Source organism: Nitrospira sp. T9 (assembly GCF_052156535.1).
In the GTDB taxonomy this organism is placed as follows: Bacteria; Nitrospirota; Nitrospiria; order Nitrospirales; family UBA8639; genus Nitrospira_E.
The window spans coordinates 219,742-238,365 of the sequence record NZ_JBQKUP010000037.1 but is presented as its reverse complement, the minus strand read 5'-3'; the positions used below and the strand labels follow the sequence as shown (position 1 = coordinate 238,365).

At 46.4% G+C, this 18,624-nt stretch carries 12 protein-coding genes; 2 read left to right on the top strand and 10 right to left on the bottom strand.

Going from position 1 to position 18,624, the window contains the following annotated elements; genetic code table 11:
* Both ACTRXD_RS13870 and ACTRXD_RS13865 read left to right on the top strand, forming a co-directional pair.
* Positions 1-1,477, top strand: a 1,477-nt coding sequence (locus tag ACTRXD_RS13870; protein WP_442432383.1) for an Ig-like domain-containing protein, incomplete at its 5' end; no start/stop codon positions are given.
* A gap of 1,150 nt (positions 1,478-2,627) precedes the next feature.
* Positions 2,628-4,169, top strand: coding sequence for a hypothetical protein (locus ACTRXD_RS13865; RefSeq protein ID WP_442432382.1), 1,542 nt, complete (start codon positions 2,628-2,630; stop codon positions 4,167-4,169).
* Between the two features lie 86 nt (positions 4,170-4,255).
* On the opposite strand, the gene ACTRXD_RS13860 is transcribed toward ACTRXD_RS13865, so the two are convergent.
* The 10 genes from ACTRXD_RS13860 to ACTRXD_RS13815 all read right to left on the bottom strand — a co-directional run bounded on the left by ACTRXD_RS13860 (position 4,256) and on the right by ACTRXD_RS13815 (position 18,618).
* Complete coding sequence (locus ACTRXD_RS13860) at positions 4,256-5,458, bottom strand: glycosyltransferase family 4 protein (protein ID WP_442432381.1); 1,203 nt, start codon at positions 5,456-5,458, stop codon at positions 4,256-4,258.
* Between the two features lie 33 nt (positions 5,459-5,491).
* Positions 5,492-7,357 carry an asparagine synthase (glutamine-hydrolyzing) gene (gene asnB / locus ACTRXD_RS13855; protein ID WP_442432380.1) on the bottom strand — a complete coding sequence of 622 codons (1,866 nt, stop codon included), beginning with the start codon at positions 7,355-7,357 and terminating at the stop codon, positions 5,492-5,494.
* 23 nt (positions 7,358-7,380) lie between these two features.
* Positions 7,381-8,745, bottom strand: coding sequence for an O-antigen ligase family protein (locus ACTRXD_RS13850; protein WP_442432379.1), 1,365 nt, complete (start codon positions 8,743-8,745; stop codon positions 7,381-7,383).
* A 62-nt stretch (positions 8,746-8,807) separates the two neighbouring features.
* On the bottom strand, positions 8,808-9,980 hold the full coding sequence (locus tag ACTRXD_RS13845; protein WP_442432378.1) for a hypothetical protein: 1,173 nt from the start codon (positions 9,978-9,980) through the stop codon (positions 8,808-8,810).
* Between the two features lie 28 nt (positions 9,981-10,008).
* A complete protein-coding gene (locus tag ACTRXD_RS13840; protein ID WP_442432377.1) occupies positions 10,009-11,145 on the bottom strand; it encodes a glycosyltransferase family 2 protein in 1,137 nt (378 codons plus the stop codon).
* A gap of 200 nt (positions 11,146-11,345) precedes the next feature.
* Positions 11,346-12,536: a glycosyltransferase gene (locus ACTRXD_RS13835; protein ID WP_442432376.1), complete on the bottom strand. Its 1,191-nt coding sequence runs from the start codon at positions 12,534-12,536 to the stop codon at positions 11,346-11,348.
* Between the two features lie 13 nt (positions 12,537-12,549).
* On the bottom strand, positions 12,550-14,316 hold the full coding sequence (locus ACTRXD_RS13830) for a glycosyltransferase (RefSeq protein ID WP_442432375.1): 1,767 nt from the start codon (positions 14,314-14,316) through the stop codon (positions 12,550-12,552).
* Positions 14,317-14,383: 67 nt separating this feature from the next.
* The gene (locus ACTRXD_RS13825; RefSeq protein ID WP_442432374.1) at positions 14,384-15,844 is read right to left on the bottom strand and encodes a lipopolysaccharide biosynthesis protein; all 1,461 of its coding nucleotides are present in this window, start codon (positions 15,842-15,844) and stop codon (positions 14,384-14,386) included.
* A 90-nt stretch (positions 15,845-15,934) separates the two neighbouring features.
* On the bottom strand, positions 15,935-17,656 hold the full coding sequence (locus ACTRXD_RS13820) for an aminoglycoside phosphotransferase family protein (protein WP_442432373.1): 1,722 nt from the start codon (positions 17,654-17,656) through the stop codon (positions 15,935-15,937).
* Positions 17,653-18,618, bottom strand: a complete 966-nt coding sequence (locus ACTRXD_RS13815; RefSeq protein WP_442432372.1) for a glycosyltransferase family 2 protein — start codon at positions 18,616-18,618, stop codon at positions 17,653-17,655. The genes ACTRXD_RS13820 and ACTRXD_RS13815 overlap by 4 nt, the downstream gene beginning before the upstream one ends.
* Positions 18,619-18,624 lie beyond the last annotated feature (6 nt).

The following is an 18,624-nucleotide window of genomic DNA, read 5'->3' as shown; positions in this document are numbered from 1 at the left end:
TGTTACAGGCGTCCAATTCCGTCTCCAGGGCGCGAACCTCGGGGCTGAAGATACGACTAATCCCTATAGCACCAGCTGGAATACCACCACTGTCCCGAATGGCTCCTACACCCTCACGGCTATTGCCCGCGATGCCGCGGGGAATACCACGACCTCCGCTACCCGCACGGTCACCGTGAGCAATACAAGCCCATCGCCACCATCAGGCGGAGGAGCACCGGTAACCGCCTGGACGGCCGCCGCACAAAATCCTGGTGCCAGTTGGAACAATTCAAGTTGGGATAATCGGAGTATTCGGATCTTGCTCAAAGGGAGTTCTATCACGACTAATGGCACGACGGTCCAACTCACCTTGCAGGGCCGCTCCTCGGGTAATTACACCGTCCAACGGGTCTCCCTGGTAAGGCGAGATGGCACAACCCTCAATGGCGTGAACAGCACCCATCGCCAACTGACCTTCGGGGGGACCTGGAATGCGGGCGGCACCGTCCCTGCCGGCGGCACGCTAACCAGTGACCCAATCCCTTTTGACCTAATCGCCGGACAGGATGTGTTTGTGACCTTTTGGGTCCCGAATGGGAACCCGACGGTATATAGGAATGGCGGCAACAACACCATAGGCTGGACAATTACAGGAACCGACCAGTCAGCAGTCATTGACTGGGGTAGCTTGTCGACTTCAAATACCACTCAAAACATCTATGTGATTGGGAAATTGGACGTACTTCCCACCAGTGGGGGTGACACCACTTCCCCGACCGTCACACTGACGGCTCCTAGCGCGGGTACCGTATCTGGCTCGGTGACCATCACAGCCAATGCCAATGATAATGTTGGCGTCATAGGCGTGCAGTTCCGCCTCCAGGGCGCAAACCTCGGGGCTGAAGATACGACTAATCCCTATAGCACCAGCTGGAATACCACCACAGTCCCGAATGGCTCCTACACCCTCACGGCTATTGCCCGCGATGCCGCGGGGAATACGACCTCCGCTACCCGCACGGTCACCGTGAGCAATACCACCGCGCCACCTCCCCCACCCACTTCAACACTCAATATTTCCAATCTGAACGTGTCAAGTGGAAAAGGGTATGTCGTACCCACCTCAGGCCTCCAAGCTGGGGGAACAGTCTACATCGACCGCAGCTATACCTTTTCCACAATTCCCACTCTCGTGCAGGGTGGGGCATATATCCGAACGGCGAATGATGACAAAGCAGCGACCAATATCAACTTCCTCAGCTTTACGGTCAATCAACCCGTGTCCGTGTATGTCGCCCATGGTGATCGCATAAGCCCGAAACCTGCGTGGTTGAATACCTTTACCGATACCGGCACAAATCTTGTGACCTCGGATACGACTCTCAGTCTGTTTGTACGGACCTTTCCTGCGGGGACCATTACCCTCGGGGGGAATGTCAGCAGTGGCAATGCCGGAAATAGCCTGAGCATGTATTCCGTTATTATCAAACCTTAGGATGGGTGATCCATGAACCACCATTGAGGAAATAACCAGAAATATAACGGAAAAAGATAATAGGAAAATTTTCCTTACAGATAACAAATCCAAGAACAGGGTGGTAGCAAGCATTTCCATGGGAGAATAACCAACCCCACCACCCTTACAGAAACCTCAGGGTGTGAAAGCATCTGGTTGAAACCTGGTGAAAATACCAACAATAATTTTAGTAGCAGTAAGACACATTCGAACGGTGACTTATCAGCGTGCGAGGAATGCTCTCCTTGATACAGTACCAATCATTCACTTACTTTCGGAGGGACCTAATGAGGGAAAAAACATGGTGCCAGGGTAGTGGCTAACCCAAATAATAATCCAATCCCGCATAACCTTTTCACTTGCCAGGATGCAGTCGCGACCTATTGAGTATCCTTCGCTCAATCAACAACAGTTATCGGAGTGGGGAATCCAAGACCGCAGGCTGGATGATTCCGGGAACAGCCCCTTCCTCGGCCATGGATAGGGGCAGCGGTTCGATTACAAAAAACTCGGTCATATACATAAAGTATTAGGGGAGTTTGGAAGTGATCAACAAATGAGATAAGAAAAGTGATTTTGAATCACGTTCTTCATCCCTGTCCCTTGAGAAGGCGCAACAATAAATCAACAGTTACAAGTCTTCCTGGATATATTTTGGCTTACGGAATTTTACTAAATAATGCTTGTATTACAAGGCAGCAAATCGAGACGCGTTTAGACTTAATCATTCCCGTAAAAGAGCCATCCAGTCTATTGCTGAGCTATTTCGACTTCAACCGTTATTTTGATGCCTGAACAAAGCACATATACCTATGACTAACCACAAATTCCCAGGTTAGGCGGAGTCGCCATAGTAACTCCAACCAGACACAGTATGATTTTTTCAAAATCTTCGTCTGGCAAAAAGGTTGAGCTTTCCGCCTATAGCATGGTTAAAGTTGAAAAAAATTCCCAAAAAATAACCTCCTAAAGCTTTTTTTTATGTTACCGAAACATAACCAGTCACGGGCTGAAAACCAATTTCATAGAGAACTATAAGAAAATACGTCTACTACCTATATCATCAATTAAATTCCTATGCGTAAGTAATTTCAGGGTCGTCACGGCATAGCATCAAAAGGAGAAAACCATGAAAAGCCGACATGCAACAAATCCAGCAACACTCTGTTGGCCGCTACTCGCAGCATTTTTCTTGCTGAATGCCACTCAGAGCCTTGCTGCTACCTATTATATATCCCCCACAGGAAGTAATGTCCTTGGCAATGGTACCAGCCAGAACCCTTATTACACGCTCTCGCATGCCTTTTCGAAGGGAGGGAGCCACACGTATATCTTCAAGGATGGTCAGTATAATTATGAAGGGAGCACCATCACGAATCCCCCAAGCGGGTCAACAACCTCACCCACAATAATTCAGGCAGAACACGATGGCAAGGCCGTCATTGATGGTGCAGGCGTTCGTTCCGGAATTGACATCCGCCAAGCGGGCACCCATCATATAGTCATCGAAGGACTCCGCATCCAGAATTCTGGTGAAAGACCTGCCGTTTCCATCCAATCACCAGATGGGACATCCTTAACCAACCAAATCAATAATATTACCATTCGCCGCACCGGTGCATTTGGGAGTGCAGTGAACACGAACAATAATGTTTGGAGCTTGGCCCGCATTCGTGACTCGTTATTCGAGGAGGTGTGGGGCTGGGGGCCTGGCCGATATGTCCTGAGTGTCTATGGAGGGACAAAAGTGACGGTGCGGCGGGCTGTGCTTCGATGGGATCGTTGGGATGGTTTGGACTACAAGCCCGGTGACCCGAAATTCAACATGAGTTTATACAATACCTATGACAGCCTGCTGGAGAATGTCATTCTCCTGGATGGGACGACTGCCACAGGAGGAGGAGATCGTGGTGGGATTTTGCTTGCCGGCAATAGCAATGGCGACACCGCTCCATATACTGGCTCATCCAATAACGTCATTCTTGGTATGATTAGCCTCAATAATGTGGGGAACGGTCTGGCTTCTGAGTCGGGAGGGGCAGTCAATAACAATAACCGATTCGAAAATGTTGTGTCGTGGGGGAATGTATACGCCATTACAGTTCCCCGAAAGAGCAGCAACACCGCCCTCAACCATGTCACATTGGGTGGGGGATCTTATGGGACCTATTTCGGTGGCGGCGGCAATCAGGTGACTAATGTCTCCCTCAAAAATAGCCTCATCCACAATAATTCAAATAGTGGAATCAATGGGTCGGTTTCCTCAGATTATAATAACGTCTATTCGAATAGTCCTAATTATAACGGGGCAAGTCCTGGTCCCCACGATTCCAGTATACAACCAGGTTTAAAATATCTGCTACGGGCGGAAACGGGGACACCAAATAAGGGGGCGGCTTCTGATGGTGGAGATATTGGCGCGACAATCATCAAACGTTATCAGAATGGCACCTTAACCAACGAAAATCTCTGGCCATTCCCCAATGAAGCACGGATCAAGGCGGACCTCTGTGCAAATGTAACACGAGGATTCTGCGGTAAAGCATCCCTCACACATTATATTTGGGAATATCTTGGGAACCCTCTTCCAGCAGAATATGCAAATGGTGGTGGTACTTCAGATACGATTCCCCCGGCTCCCCCCAAAGGCCTTTCGCTCACCATTCAATAAGATGGCCAACCTGGTGCAGCAAGCAGCCTTGAACGACTTGCTGCACCTCCCTCTTACAAGAAATACCTCCATCTATCCGGAAGAAATCACACAACAGAACAGGCGCGGTGGAGCACGGAATAATATTGGGATGCGGCGGCATTCCAGGTTAGGGTACTGACAGATCGGCAAATTTCAACTTGATTCCATTTTCTTGCCAGGGCATTTTCCAATGCCTCACACAACTGGTGACTATTGCCAGGCTCAACAAGTAATCCATTGTCTTTCCGAATGAGATTGGGAATATCACCCACTTCGGATGCAACCACTGGACGGCCACAGGATAATGCCTCTAGAACCACATTGGGACATCCCTCACGAAGACTCGGCAAACAAAAAACATCACAAGCGCCTATCCATAGAGGAATGTCCTGATGTGCCTTGGCACCAACAAACTGAATCTGCTCTTGAAGGCCCTGATCGTGGACAAGATTTTTATACGGTTTGAGCATGGGGCCATCCCCGATAACATACAGGGTTATTAACTTTCTCACTCGAACAAGTTTTTGAAAGGCCTCAATTAGATACCGAAGACCCTTTTCTTCCTCTTCTGCCAATCTTCCGACAAATACGACGCAAGGACACCTTTGAGGAAGTCCAAGCATGCTCACACATTCAGTCTGATCCCTTGGATAGAATAATTGTTTATTGACGCCATTACGAATAACCGTGACATGCTCATGATTTATCCCTACGCCCAACAGGTGAGCTTTCAATTCTTCTGAAACGACTGTGACCTGAGAAGCTTGTTTCAGGGCCCGAAGAATCGACCCTCTCTTCCGTTTTTCAAACAAAAACATATTCACATCACACCCGAGACCTGATAGTACCAAGGGTACCCCCACGATTCTGGCAAGCCGGGCAGCAGCCACTCCATCAGGATAAAGCCAATGAGCATTGATCACATCAAATCGAAAACGCCGTCTCAGGGCGTACGCGTATCGAACAAGCCCTAGGAAGAACAGGAAACTATGGTACCGGTCACCTAGTTTAGGAATAAACGGATATTTCGGACTCAAGACGGGTATACGATCGACATCATATTGAGTTGGGATTAAGGAATATCCATGCCATCTCTCCAAAAATTTCCATCGAGGGAGCCTGGGAAACCAGGGTTGTGGGCAAACGACGCGGACATCGCAATAGTCCATTAAACCTTGAACAAGTTGTTGGCTGAAGACTCCCTTTGTTGGATTCACGGGAGTCGGAAAAATCTGGGAAATAAACAGAACTTTTAAAGACGGTGGCATATCAAGCAGAGCAACTATCAATAAAGAGAGAGATCAATCAATGTATTTCTTGTGCCACATTTCCAAAGCGACAAGGGAAAACAGCCTTCGGCTCAAATCTTCCTTTCCCTCCCGATGTCGCCTCAAGGCATTATCAATATACGACTCTTGAAAGTAATTTCGTGTGAGACTTTTGCTGTCCAGCAAGACATGACGAACCTGGTGATAAAGATTTTCCCTAAACCACTTTGCCACCGGCACGGGAAATCCTTTCTTCTTCCGATAAATGATCTCATGAGGTAGGGATTTCTCCATAATTTTTTTTAGGAGAAACTTCCCATCCCACCCTTTCAAACGATACTCATCAGGCAACGACATGGCAAACTCAAGCAGATGGTGATCCAAAAATGGAACACGGAGTTCAAGGGAATTGGCCATCGTCATTTTATCCGCTTTGACCAAAAGGTCATCCGGCAACCACGACTTGATGTCCACATAACCCATTTTCCTCAATGATGAACTGTGGGTTAGGGTGCCAAAGAGATGCTCAAAAAACACATCGGAATTGTGGCCTAAACGAGAGGCAAAGTCAGGTTGATACATTGCTCCCTTTATACTCGGTGTCACATCGTTAGAGATTCCTCGATAGCGTTTGGGGAGAGGCATTCGCATCCAATCAACATATTTTGTGTATTTTTCATTTCCCTTGGCGAGCGTCGACAGACAATCAAGAATCCAGATTGGAACATATCCAAAAACTCGATGAATTCGATCAAGCATTCCCATAATGGGGTACAAGGGATAGCCGGCCAAAATCTCGTCACTCCCTTCTCCTGAGAGAATAACGGTCACATGCTCTTTGGCCAACCGGGAGAGGTGAAAAAGTGCAATAGCCGCACTTTCCACAATGGGTTCTTCCGTATACTCAAGTAACAGGTCCAATGAGGTAAAAAATTCCTCTGACTCAAGGATATACTCGTGGTGATCCGTATGAAATTTGTTCGCAATAAGTTTGGCATAGGGAAGTTCGCTGGCACCCCGATCATCACGATATCCAACAGAAAATGTCTTGACCGGTTCGGTGATAAATTGGCTCATTCCTGCAACAACCGCACTGGAATCAATACCTCCACTCAAAAAGACACCCAACGGGACATCGCTCATCAGGCTCATTTTTATACTTTTTTGAAGTAATTCCGCGTATTGCTCTTGAGCTTTCTCCAATGAAACGGCTCTGGGAGGGCCATCCCTGAGATCCCAATACTGAGAAAGAGTCACTTGCCCATCTTGAAGATGTAAACCATACCCTGGAAGAAGTTTTTGGATACCTTGAAATAGTGTTGTTTGCCCGGGGACATACCCCACCGACACGTAAAAGTCCAAAGCGGCAATATTGGCCGATGGTTGATGGTCCAGCACATTGAGAATAGCCCGAACTTCAGAAGCAAAAAGAAACTGATGCTGATCCACGTAGAAATAGAGTGGTTTTATTCCAACCCGATCCCGGGCAAGAAAGACCGAATTGTTGTTGGCATCATATAGTGCAAAGGCAAACATCCCGTCAAACCATTTGGGACAGTCAATTCCGTATTCCTCATAGGCATGAACGATGACTTCAGTATCACACCGCGTTTGAAAGGTATGCCCCTTAGCTATTAGGCGGTCCCGCAATTCAAGAAAGTTGTAAATTTCGCCATTGTAGACAACCGCAATCGTCCCATCCTCATTAAACATAGGCTGTGCGCCAGCATGTAAATCAATAATTTTTAGTCGTCGGTGTCCAAATCCCACATGCTTATTCAAGAATAATCCCGCGGAATCAGGGCCCCGATGAACCATGGAATCCCTCATCTGCACAAGAAGACCTTGTTCGACGGGTTCACCATCCCCAATCTTCACCACACCACATATGGCACACATAGCGATTGACTCCAAAGAAAAATTTATGACATCGCGCCGGCAAAAAACAGTGCAGTAAATAATCGAAGAAACAGTACAAATCCAACTTCTAAAAGGGCAATCAAAAAGAAATCTTTAAGAGTCAACGTGGGATTAAATCCATTTAATGAACAAAAAGCTGCAGCAATCCCAAGCTGTACATAAAAAAGTATAAAATCCGTCGTCACAAACATGGAGGTGGCCGCATACGAACAAATACTCGCTAAAAGGGCCAGAGCGAGTGAGCGATCCTTAGGATCGGAGACTTGCTTCGAAACATGCCACAGACCTTTTATGGAAAGATAAGATAAGGCGATATAGACAAATAGGCCAGGAAAGCCTGTTTCTCCAAGATTTTCGACATATGAATTATGGGCGATCAGGCTAAGACCCGTTTTATGTCTGGCAGAGCCTTTAAACCGCATTTTGCCTACTCCAAAGACCGGATTTTCCTTAGCCATCTCCAGCCCCGCCGCCCATAGGTCTACACGATGAGCCGCAGACTTACTCCCATCACTATCATCAAGCCCACGTGTTGTGAGAAACCCAACCAACGGGGCAGCCAAAACCAGAACAATAGCACCGAGGATCAACGCAGTACGCGGCTTAAACCGTAATACCAGGGAAGCAAATAACGAAACCACGGACGCCAGCAACCCTCCCCGTGATTGGGTCAAAAGAAGGCCTTGAAAAATAAGTATGGCAAAAAGGAAGGAAATAATCCGAACGAAGATGTTCCAGGGAGAGAACATAAATTGGATGAGAAAAGGGAAGGAAATAACAAACAGCAACGCCAGGACATTCATTCCATCCCAAAGTCCAACCCATTTTGCACGCCCGCCATGTCCATCATCCCAACCAAGAAGTTGCCCGGCCCACCCGACGCCGGTAGCCACTTGATCAATGCACTGGTAGGCGAGAAGCCCTGATAAGATAATTTGAAACCAGATCAGGCGGCGGATTTGTCCAGTTGAGGTCAGAAAAATAAACAAACACATAAAAATAAGAAAGGATTTTGAATATTCAGTGAAAGCCGCCCTGGCATACCAGGATCCTTCCCCACCTTGCGCGAGGTTTGACAAGATGATCACAACAAGCCAGACCATCAACACATACAATAATGGCAATTTGCCCAAACGCTGCCATCCATCCAATTGGAAAACAGAGCCACCGAGCAAAAAGGCAAAAATAATATAATCAACAGGCCAATTCAGCATAAACGGAACCCAGTCTTGGGGCCGTAGATAGAGAGTGATAAAGTAAATATAAAGAAGGAAAGACAGGGGTGAGGGTATAGGCCCGGTCCCAGAAATTCGATTGGGCTCAATGGAGTCCACAGGGTCTATCGCTGCGGTTTCTTCTTTGACCATAAAGTATGAATGAAATCCTTTGTGGCTTTTCAGGATTGAATACGTTGGTTATTTAATTGACGTTATTCAGCATGTTGTGTTGCCTGAAACTCACGAATTTTTTCCAAATAGTGAGTCGGATCACTCATGGCTCTGCTTTCCGCAGCCTTCACCATCTGAAATAACTCATAGGCAGTGACATAATGAAGACAATATCTCCTTCCATCATTATAGGTGGTCTCCAGATACGTCCACATACGATCCATAGGCTCTCCAAGGAGAACGTCCATGTTTGGTTCAGAGGCGCCATGTGTATGAAGCTTCACAAAGATCCAATTGGGTTGTCCTTGCACATGAATATGAGTCTTGATCCAAAGATCGACGCGATCGTTGGAGGGGGGGTTATCACCCGACAGTTCACCATTTTCAATCCTGGGAAGAAATCCTAATTTTCGAGCCTTCCAATTCAATCCTAATGGACCCTGGATCAGCATTAAATCTCCGCAGGCTTTTTTGCCAACTTCAACCGAGATACCCGCATTATGGGATTTCGGTTGCAAAGGATCATCTGTGGCATAATACAGCGAATTAATCGTTTGAACCTGTGTTTCATCGGGGGCGGAAGGAAAAGTGAAGTCCGCATAACATCCCGTCTCACGAAGAATGGTAATCTCATTATTCACGCCACACCATTTTCCTGCCCAACCACTATTATCTAAGGCCCAGTTTCCATGGATAAAGCCATATTCGATATTTCCTGATTCAGGATTTTTGCGGAGAAGATGGTGTTTCTCATAGAGGAGCGTCTTAAATTCTAGAAGTGTGTTTCGCAGGTTTTCGGCTGTATCATTATCGTGATGGAGGTGAACCTCAACATCTCCAAACCCCATTCGGGATAAATCTGCGAGATGGTCAAGATGTTCGGGGCGATACTCTTCTGCAGGAAAAAAGAAGCTATGCTGGGGGCAACGCCCACTTCCATCCCGATGCTTGGACGCAAGAGCCGGGTAGAGTTTCATCCATTTCTCCACCCTGGCGCATTCCTGTTCATACGGGACCCCACCAACAGCGGGTTCATAATGGTCCGCAACACAAAAAAATATATGAATGGGCTCCTGAGACAAGCTTGGACGCGAACGAAACTGACGAGCCACATAGCTGGCAATCCATTGATGCATCTGCTTTTTATATAACACAATTCCGAATAATCCCAGGAGGATCAAAATGCTGGTAAACACTCCATATACGAAATACACTCAGAATTTCTCCAATGTTATTTCATCCCTATCGTTCAGCTTTACGCCAGAGGCTCGTCTGTCCGGCGCTGAAGAAATGGCGAAAAAATCCATACAAAGCGGCCGCATTCCCCATACAGAAATACAAGGGCACATAAAAAATATTCGTGCGGCCTAGTTTTTCCATCAGGACCCATCCTAAGACCGCAGCAAGATAAAAGAAGATTTGCCCCCAGAAAAGACTTTGATACCAAAGGGAAGGAATTACTGCACTAGTGAGCAACATGCCCAAAAGAAAAAAGGGAATCAACCAACGAAATAGTTTGTGAGAAATAAACTGAAAGGCAAAGGTCGTCTTTGGGGGAAGAAACATTCTCCGGAATTCGGAAAGAATTTGATATCCCGCCGAGGCATAGCGAACCTTGAGGAAAAATTCATCGTGAAGAGTTTTTGAGGAATATTCTGCTGAAGTGGCTTCCTCTTCATAGATGACTCGAAAGCCCGCTTCAACGATCTTGAGAGAAAGAAACATATCGTCATGAACGATGCTTGGCGGCATAGATGAAAAAAGACTTTTGCGGATGGCAAAGATCTCACCATCTGCACCTACAATCGATCCTAAATGACTTTCTTCAGATTTGAGCCAGCCTTCATAATTCCAAAAGGCTGTTTCCCCTTGACTGGTTTGCCTGGCGGTGTCCTCCAATATCACCTTTCGCCCTGAAACACCTCCCACAGAGGGGTCATGAAAATTTCGTACGATCTTTTGAATGACTGTTGGTTCATACATTGTGTTTGCATCAGAAAAAAATATAATCTCCCCCTTTGCCGATGAAACAGCATGATTCAAGGCAGCCGTTTTTCCTTGCCGAAGTGGCCGATACAAGACAGTGACTCCTTGTGTTTTATATGACTGAGCAATACTCACCGTCTGGTCGGTCGACCCATCTGCAACAACAATAATCTCTAACTGATCTTCTGGATACGCCAACGCCATCGTGTTGGTCATTTTGGCATCAATGACTTTTTCTTCGTTATAAGCGGCAATAACCATAGAAACAGAGGGAAAGATTACATTTTGCTTAATGGGCCTCGGTCTCAGACGTGCGAAGACCCAAACAAGAAAGGGATAACCAAAATAGGTATACAGCACCGCCCCAAATGCCACCCAAAATAGTATTTTCATCCCGATTCCTTCTCAGGGGGTAGAGATTTATCCACACCTCCAATTTTCTTCAAGCCGAGCCTGTGACCAGACAGCCTCTTTCTCAAGAAGGAAAAGGAGAGATTAAACTTGATTGAAGATAAGTGTATGATATTTATGTCGGTAATTCTTCCGACAATCCTAAGTGGACAGCAATAGCGGGGTGGGAGAAACCAGGCGCCTCACCTTTTTTCCATGAGTGCAGAGGCAAACCCTTCTACACGTTTTCCGTTCTCAAACCAGGTGTGCTTGTCCAAAACTTTTTGGCGGGCCCGCTCACCTAATTCTATCCGAAGAGCACTATCGCTCAATAGCAGGGAGAGGGCCTGCCGGAGCGAAAGAGCATCTCCACGTGGTACGATCAACCCATCCCTTCGATCTTCAATAATATCCCGAATTGGCAGAAGATCCGGCGCAATTACGGCTTTCCCCATTCCCATAAACTCAAACAGGACAATGGGAGACCCAAAGACATTTGAATCTGGCAGGACACAGATATCCATTGCAGCGATATAGGATAAAACTTGAGATCTGGGAACAGGACCTGTCAAAAAAACAACCTCTTCCAATTTATGATGCCGAACCTGGTCCCTGAGCCTATCAGCTATCGGGCCGTCACCCACCAGCATTAGCCGAACAAAAGGATATTCCTTATGAAGCTCTCTGACCACATCAATCAGCAGATCTAACCGGTCCCAGGTATCAAACCACCCGGCAAAACCAACCACAATACTTCCATTGAATGTATAACGCGTTCGAATGTGTTCTCCGGTAACCTGGCTTTCGAGAATTCGGGAATCAATCGCGTTGGGAATCACATAAACCCCTTCAACTTTTCCGCTCCGACTTAAGACTTCTTCTTTCAAAAAACTGGAGACTGTGAAAATCACATCAGCTTTTTTGAATACCATTTTTTCAAACCATTTAGAAACAGGAATAAGCAACTGGTTCCGAGCTCTTTGAACTCCCACCACCTCATTCACTTCGAGCAAAACAGGCCAACCAAAATATTTGGCTAAAAAGACTCCCATAAACATGAAAAATGCATATCGTTCATAGTACACATCTTGACCACGTCGCTTTAATTTAGGCCCCAATCGAAACAACACAACCAGGTTATAACTGATTTCCAGAATTTCAAAAACAATATCCGGAACCCAACAACTGACAAACCTCCAGATTCGGTTTATCCCTTGGACCTTGGACTGACCTTTATCGATTGGCGAATCTCCAGCCATTGCCAGAGGGTCCACACCAGAGGGGGAAGCCATTTTCGTCGTGTGCCCCAGAGTTTCAAGAGCCCGAACCATACTGGCAATATGGACCCCTTCCCCCCCACGACCCAGCGTTCTGTGATGATAGAGAAATTTCATCGGTCCCACTCCATCAAATCCTGATCATCCCAGAAATTGAAACCGTTTCAAATTTCTGGCGAACGATGGCATCCAATATAACTGGAAGCGCCTGAACCGCATGAGGATTAGTCCCATGATATAAGAGAACATCCCCAGGCTGAAGAGGTTGGCATTGTAGTGCAGCAAGAATTTCTCCCGAGCTCGTGGCCTGAAAATCTTTGAGATCAACATTCCACATGACACAGGTCATGTTTGCTATCCATGCTCCAACAAGAGAACCCAAGCATAATTTCCCGAATGGGGGACGGAATGATTGGCATGGACGTCCAGTAATGGTTTGAAGAAGAGACTGCGTCTTCTCAATTTCTCCTGCGGATTCCTTCCATGACAGTGAATCGAAAGAAGGATGGGTATAGGAATGATTGCCTATTTCATGCCCTTCTTTAAAAATTCTTTCAACCATCTCTTTGTGCTGTACAATCTTTTCACCAACAAGAAAAAAGGTGGCTGTGACTCCATAGGCTTTGAGTAACTCCAAAATTTGAGGGGTGTAAATTGGATCCGGGCCATCGTCGAAGGTTATGGCAATGTGACGATTGGTTACTTCACCCTGCCATAATAGCCATCTCCGTGGTAACATCCGGAGACTGGCTTTCATGATGTTCTTTATAAATTGAGCTGGTGGTTCTGCCCCATAGAGATATCGATAGGCCTCAGACATGGCAGTCATTCCGAAACGCGCTCGGATTCGGTCCACAGCATTTTTGGCGATTCGGTCGGCTTCACCGGGATCCCGAAAGAGTTGTTCTAAAGCTTGCGCTAATGCCTCTGGCTGGCCGGGAGGAACCAAGAGACCTGACTCCTGATGCACAACAATCTCGGGAATTCCTCCCACATTCGTCGCCACGACGGGAAGGCCATTAGCCATCGCCTCCAACAATGAAAGGGGAATTCCTTCCGTAATAGACGGAAGAGCAAAAAAGTCAAATGTGGAAAGGAACGTTTCTACGTGTTCTTGATAGCCCATAAACTCTACGGTTCTAGAAATTCCTAGAGTCCGAGCAAGCATTTCCAAATCATTCCGCTGTGGCCCGTCTCCCACCAACACAAGCCGAATAGGCAGACCCCGTAATCGAAGAATTGCATGGGCGTGCAAAAGATGATGAATCCCTTTTTCCGGAGAAAGTCGAGCAACGCTCCCCACCACCCATTCCTTTTGTGTGCAGCCCTGGGTTGACTCAATAGTAATGTGCTTCGCTTCCTTGTGTGTTCTGGAAAATTTCTTCTCTTCGATGCCGTTTAAAATCGTTACCGCCTTCTGAGAGGAGATTCCATACAGACCAAAGGCCCGAGTGGTTTCTTGAGAAACGCCCACTATTTTATGAAAGACCCTTGAAGCCACACGAAACTTCAAGCGTTCTTTCCAATTGTAAGTTCTGAGCCACGTATCATGTTGTGTATGAATGCGGACTGAAACAGAAGTGAACCATGCTGCCCACCCGGCATACAGCATGGGATCAAGACTATGGGTGTGGACCACGGTCACTCCCTCCTGCTTAAACACCCAGGCCAAACGACCTATCAATCCCACGTCAAGGCCTGCCCTGCGCTTAACCATCACAATACGGCAACCGGCTTTTTCAACTACGGGAGCCAGAACACCTGGCTCGTCCAAACAGACGACGATGGTGGGCAAAGAGGACAGCACAGGAGAACTCACAAGAGTACAGACCAACCGTTCAAGTCCCCCAGGTTGAAGACTCAGGACCACGTGAGCAACTTTTGGTTGAGCGATCACAACTTTTCCTCGGCCCGATTTTCCTCTTGCCATATAAGAAATCGAAAAATCATAACCACAGGATTAATTAAGCTTTTCCCATCATCCGCTTTATCCGGTGAAGAGCGAACTGCCACCCCGCCTCTACTTCTTCCCGCTTAAAGCACCCGACAGATAAGAGCAAAACAGGGTAACAAAACACTATAGCTACCCCGGCTCCCAAAAATCCGCCGTATTTCATGAAAAGGATTCCCCAAATCAACCCCAATAGTAATGCACAAATCCCGCCAATCTTTCCCAGGACCTGATAATCATATTGAACAGGAAAAAGCTGCTGCGAATAGAACAGCATACTACTCACACTCACTACTTCCGCCAAAAGAAATGCAATACCTGCCCCTATTGCGCCCATGCTAGGGATCATGGCAATACTTAAAATGATTTTGACAATCCCCGCCATAACGGTCACATAAAACAGGTATTTGGTCTTTTTCATATACAGAATTCCGGTTTGAAACGGGTACCCCAAACTGGACACCAACAGACCCGCGGCCAGGATCGGGATAAGGAGTTCCGCAGGCCAATATTCCTGAGTCGTCATGATCCGCAAAACACTCGGTGAAAATGCTGCAATTCCCAGTACCAATAACCCAACCATTGCAGCCATATAGATGACGATTTTGGCTTGTACATCTTTGACATTTTCATTTTTCATAATGGAAAACCGGAAGGATCCATAACTGTTTCTAAACGGCTCAAGAACCAGGACATTGCCCAATTCCACGAATTTCAACGCCAAGGCATAAAGCCCAACCGCTTCAAGTCCATATAAAGCCTTTAAGAGAAAACGATCCGAATAAAGAACAGCAACACTAACGATGGTGCTTAAGAGAAAGGGAAAACTATACTCGAGAACCTGACGAAATTTCGTTTGATGGAAACGAAGGCCACATTCATACACCGTGGTGCCAACGACATAGCCCCATGATATCCCGACACTCATGAGATTTCCCAGAAGGATCCCCCACACCCCCCAACCCAAAATAGCCACGGAGTAATAATTGCACCCTACTTGTAAGAGCAACCGCAGAAAGGAAGAGACAACAAACCGGGTCGAATACTCTCTGGCCCGAAAGTAGGCAAGGCCAATTTCCGATGACAATTGTAGGATGAGAATCAAAAGGCCAAGTTGGAGAAGGCTTGCCTCTTGTGATGACCCAAATAGGACCCTGGACAAGATCGGAGTCGCAAACCACAACAGGGCTACCCCAGTACAGGCCACGACACCGGAACCGACCAACGTCGTACTCACCAAATGTTTTCGTTCCAGCTCATCCTGGAACTCAAAATAAAATCGGAGGGTGGCATGTGCCAAACCAACACCCAACAAAGAAGAAACTAACGCAGAGACGCCATACACTAATTCCAGCGTCCCATATTCTGAAGGGGTCAAATAACTGGTATACAGCGGAAGAAGAAGAAACGCTCCGGCACGATTAATGATCCCTCCTAATGCATAAATGGAAGAATGCTTGAATAACCGTTTCATGTCTGACTGAATATTCATAAATCCATTTCAAAAGAACGAACATAGACGAGAACCTGCCAACTTCTGCCTGCACAAATTCTATTCGTAAATTTACGGAAGGGAGTAGTGTGGCTCGACAACCGAACCTAAAGCTTTCTCGAAAGCAGAACGCAAAATTGGCGTCATGGTATGAGAAAACCAATGTTCATCTGCTTTATGCCAAAAATCTAAATGCTCATGGAATTGATAAAGAAGGAGAATGGCCGCATAAACCTTTTGTAAACTTTCATCTCCAACACAGAGTGCATGCCAATATGATTGCACGCAATCATTTTTTAAGAGATCTTCCTCAAAAGCCACTCGTACAATAGCCTGATAAAATGGTATTCGCGCATTCAAATACATTTCGTACCCTAAAAACCACAACAAATCCATCAACGGAAATCCCATTTTTCTGGATAAATCCCAATCAATTAAACCCATCACCTTTCCGGCTTTATTGACAAGTAAATTCGTACGCTTAAAGTCGCCATGGGTTTGGACAAGAAGCGTCTCTTTTCCCATCAACCGTTTCTTTAGCAAGGCTTTCACATTCGCAAAGACATCTTTATCGGTTCCTTTGCAATAGGTCATGAAATCTGCAAAAGGAACGCTCACCAGCTCTTCAAAGAGCAGGTCGTCAAGGATCACCCTCTGTAACGTTTTTGCATGAAGTTGGAGAAGATAGCGAGAAGCTTGTGCCGTGATCTTGTCAGATCTCCAAGCTCTTTTTTGTTCTCCTGTTGGCTCAGACCCCGGCAGCCTGGATTCTTCGAAGTACATCAGATCACCAAAACGGCCAGAGCAGGAAGGAGCTGGAATGGCCACCGGGCTTAGACCCTGCAAAGCTTGCAGGGTCTCATAATTATTACGACAACGTGACGTAGCCCCTTTGCCTAAGGGGAATCGGACAATCCGATCTGGAAGTTTCCCTACAAGCGAACTGGCCGTTCCCACAAAAACGCTAATATCAGCTTCATCTGACGGCTCCATCCCATGTTGGCTGGCAATATTCCCGATTACCCCTGAAGACGAATTTGACCAAGAGTTCCCTAAAATCAAACCATATGATTCCCCTTTCACAATTTTACTCAGGGTGGATCGCCATCCTTTGACCGAAGATCTCTTACTCCCCTCCTGAGTCACTGTTTCAATAGGACCAAAAGCAGGATAGAACTGAAGCCTAGTCACTACTCTCCACGGACTTCCTTCCAATGAGGAGACAAGTCCCTGATGGCATAATTCCTGGGAACCAATACCAAACCGAAGAGAAAATGGATCTTCCCGCATTCCCAAATAGATCATCCCCCTCGGATTTAAAAATTTCAGAAGGTTGGATAAATAGATCATTCCCGTGTGGGAGACCACTCCATCGGACTTAAGCCAAAAACGGGAATTGGAAAGACAGATCAAATCAAACTGGCCTTCCTGAAAAGGGGATTGATCTTTAATCTCATTTATGGAAATCGCCGCAACACTGCGGCCATCCTGCCGGGCACGGGCAACGGCGCATCGTTTCGTGGGCTCGTCTTGAAATACTCCTGTCACATGTGAAAACAAATAGGAGAGAGCTACCGTCGTGGTTCCAATCGAATCATCAAGATTCAACACCGTATCTTGATTTGTCCTTCCCACCCACAGCATCCAAGCGGTCTGGGCACCAAGATGGATTTCCCAAAACAAAGCCGTTCGCTCGTTCGGACCCAACTCATTCAGGGTGATTCGGACACCATCCCGCCACCCATGCTCTTCTACTAAATCGGACAAACGGTCATATGTCGTTGATGCAATCACCTCATGTCCTTACGAAAGGAAATCTTCTCTTGAAAATTGCGCAGACTGCGCTTCAATTTCATTTTGACTAGTTCTCCGCCGAACCGAAAATAGTAAGATAGGTGCGTTGGATGTAACGTTATGGCCTTTTTTTGCAACTTTAAGGCATGACTTTCTCCTTGAAAAAAGCTACTATCAGCCCATTCGGCATAAATTTTTGCCTTGCGTATTTTGTAGCAATCAGTGGAATATTCACTTCGGTACATTCGCAATAATTGAAATTGTGCTCCATATTCCTTCCTCAGACTTCCATGGCTTCTTGAATTTTTAAGGACCCGATACTGACCAACAAATTTAGAAGATAAGTAAATTTTTGTTTTTCCTGCAGCCCGTATCCACAAATCATAGTCTTCTGCTTTGAGGTCTTTATTCCCAGGCTGAAATCCCCCAATTTCCTGGAAAATTTCTTTCCTGATTAGAGAGGTCGACATACCTATCAAATTCCCTTCCATGAGTAAGACCTGCTTGAGATTCATGGGCTGATCATGCAAGTCTGAGGGTTTTTGATCAGAATCAAGCGTTCGACCCAGTTCATCAATTTTCTCCATGAAACCAGCCACAACCCCGACACAAGGATGTCGTTTCACAATATCCATTTGCCACTCAAGTTTCCGGGGAAACCAAATATCATCTGCATCACAAAAGGCAACATAGCTCCCCAGACTGCATTCGACTCCCACATTCCGAGCAATGGCTACACCCTGATTCTCCTGGTGAATGCATTGAATTCGATCGGCATATTCCTCCAGGATTTCCAGGGATGAATCTGTAGACCCATCATTCACGGCAATAATTTCGAATGGCCTATAGGTTTGCTCTAAGATCGATTCAAGAGTTTCACGCAAAAATTGGGCAGCATTATAGACAGGGACAATAACCGACACTAAGGGTAAACTTACCAATGAATATGAATAGGAATTCATTCTTTT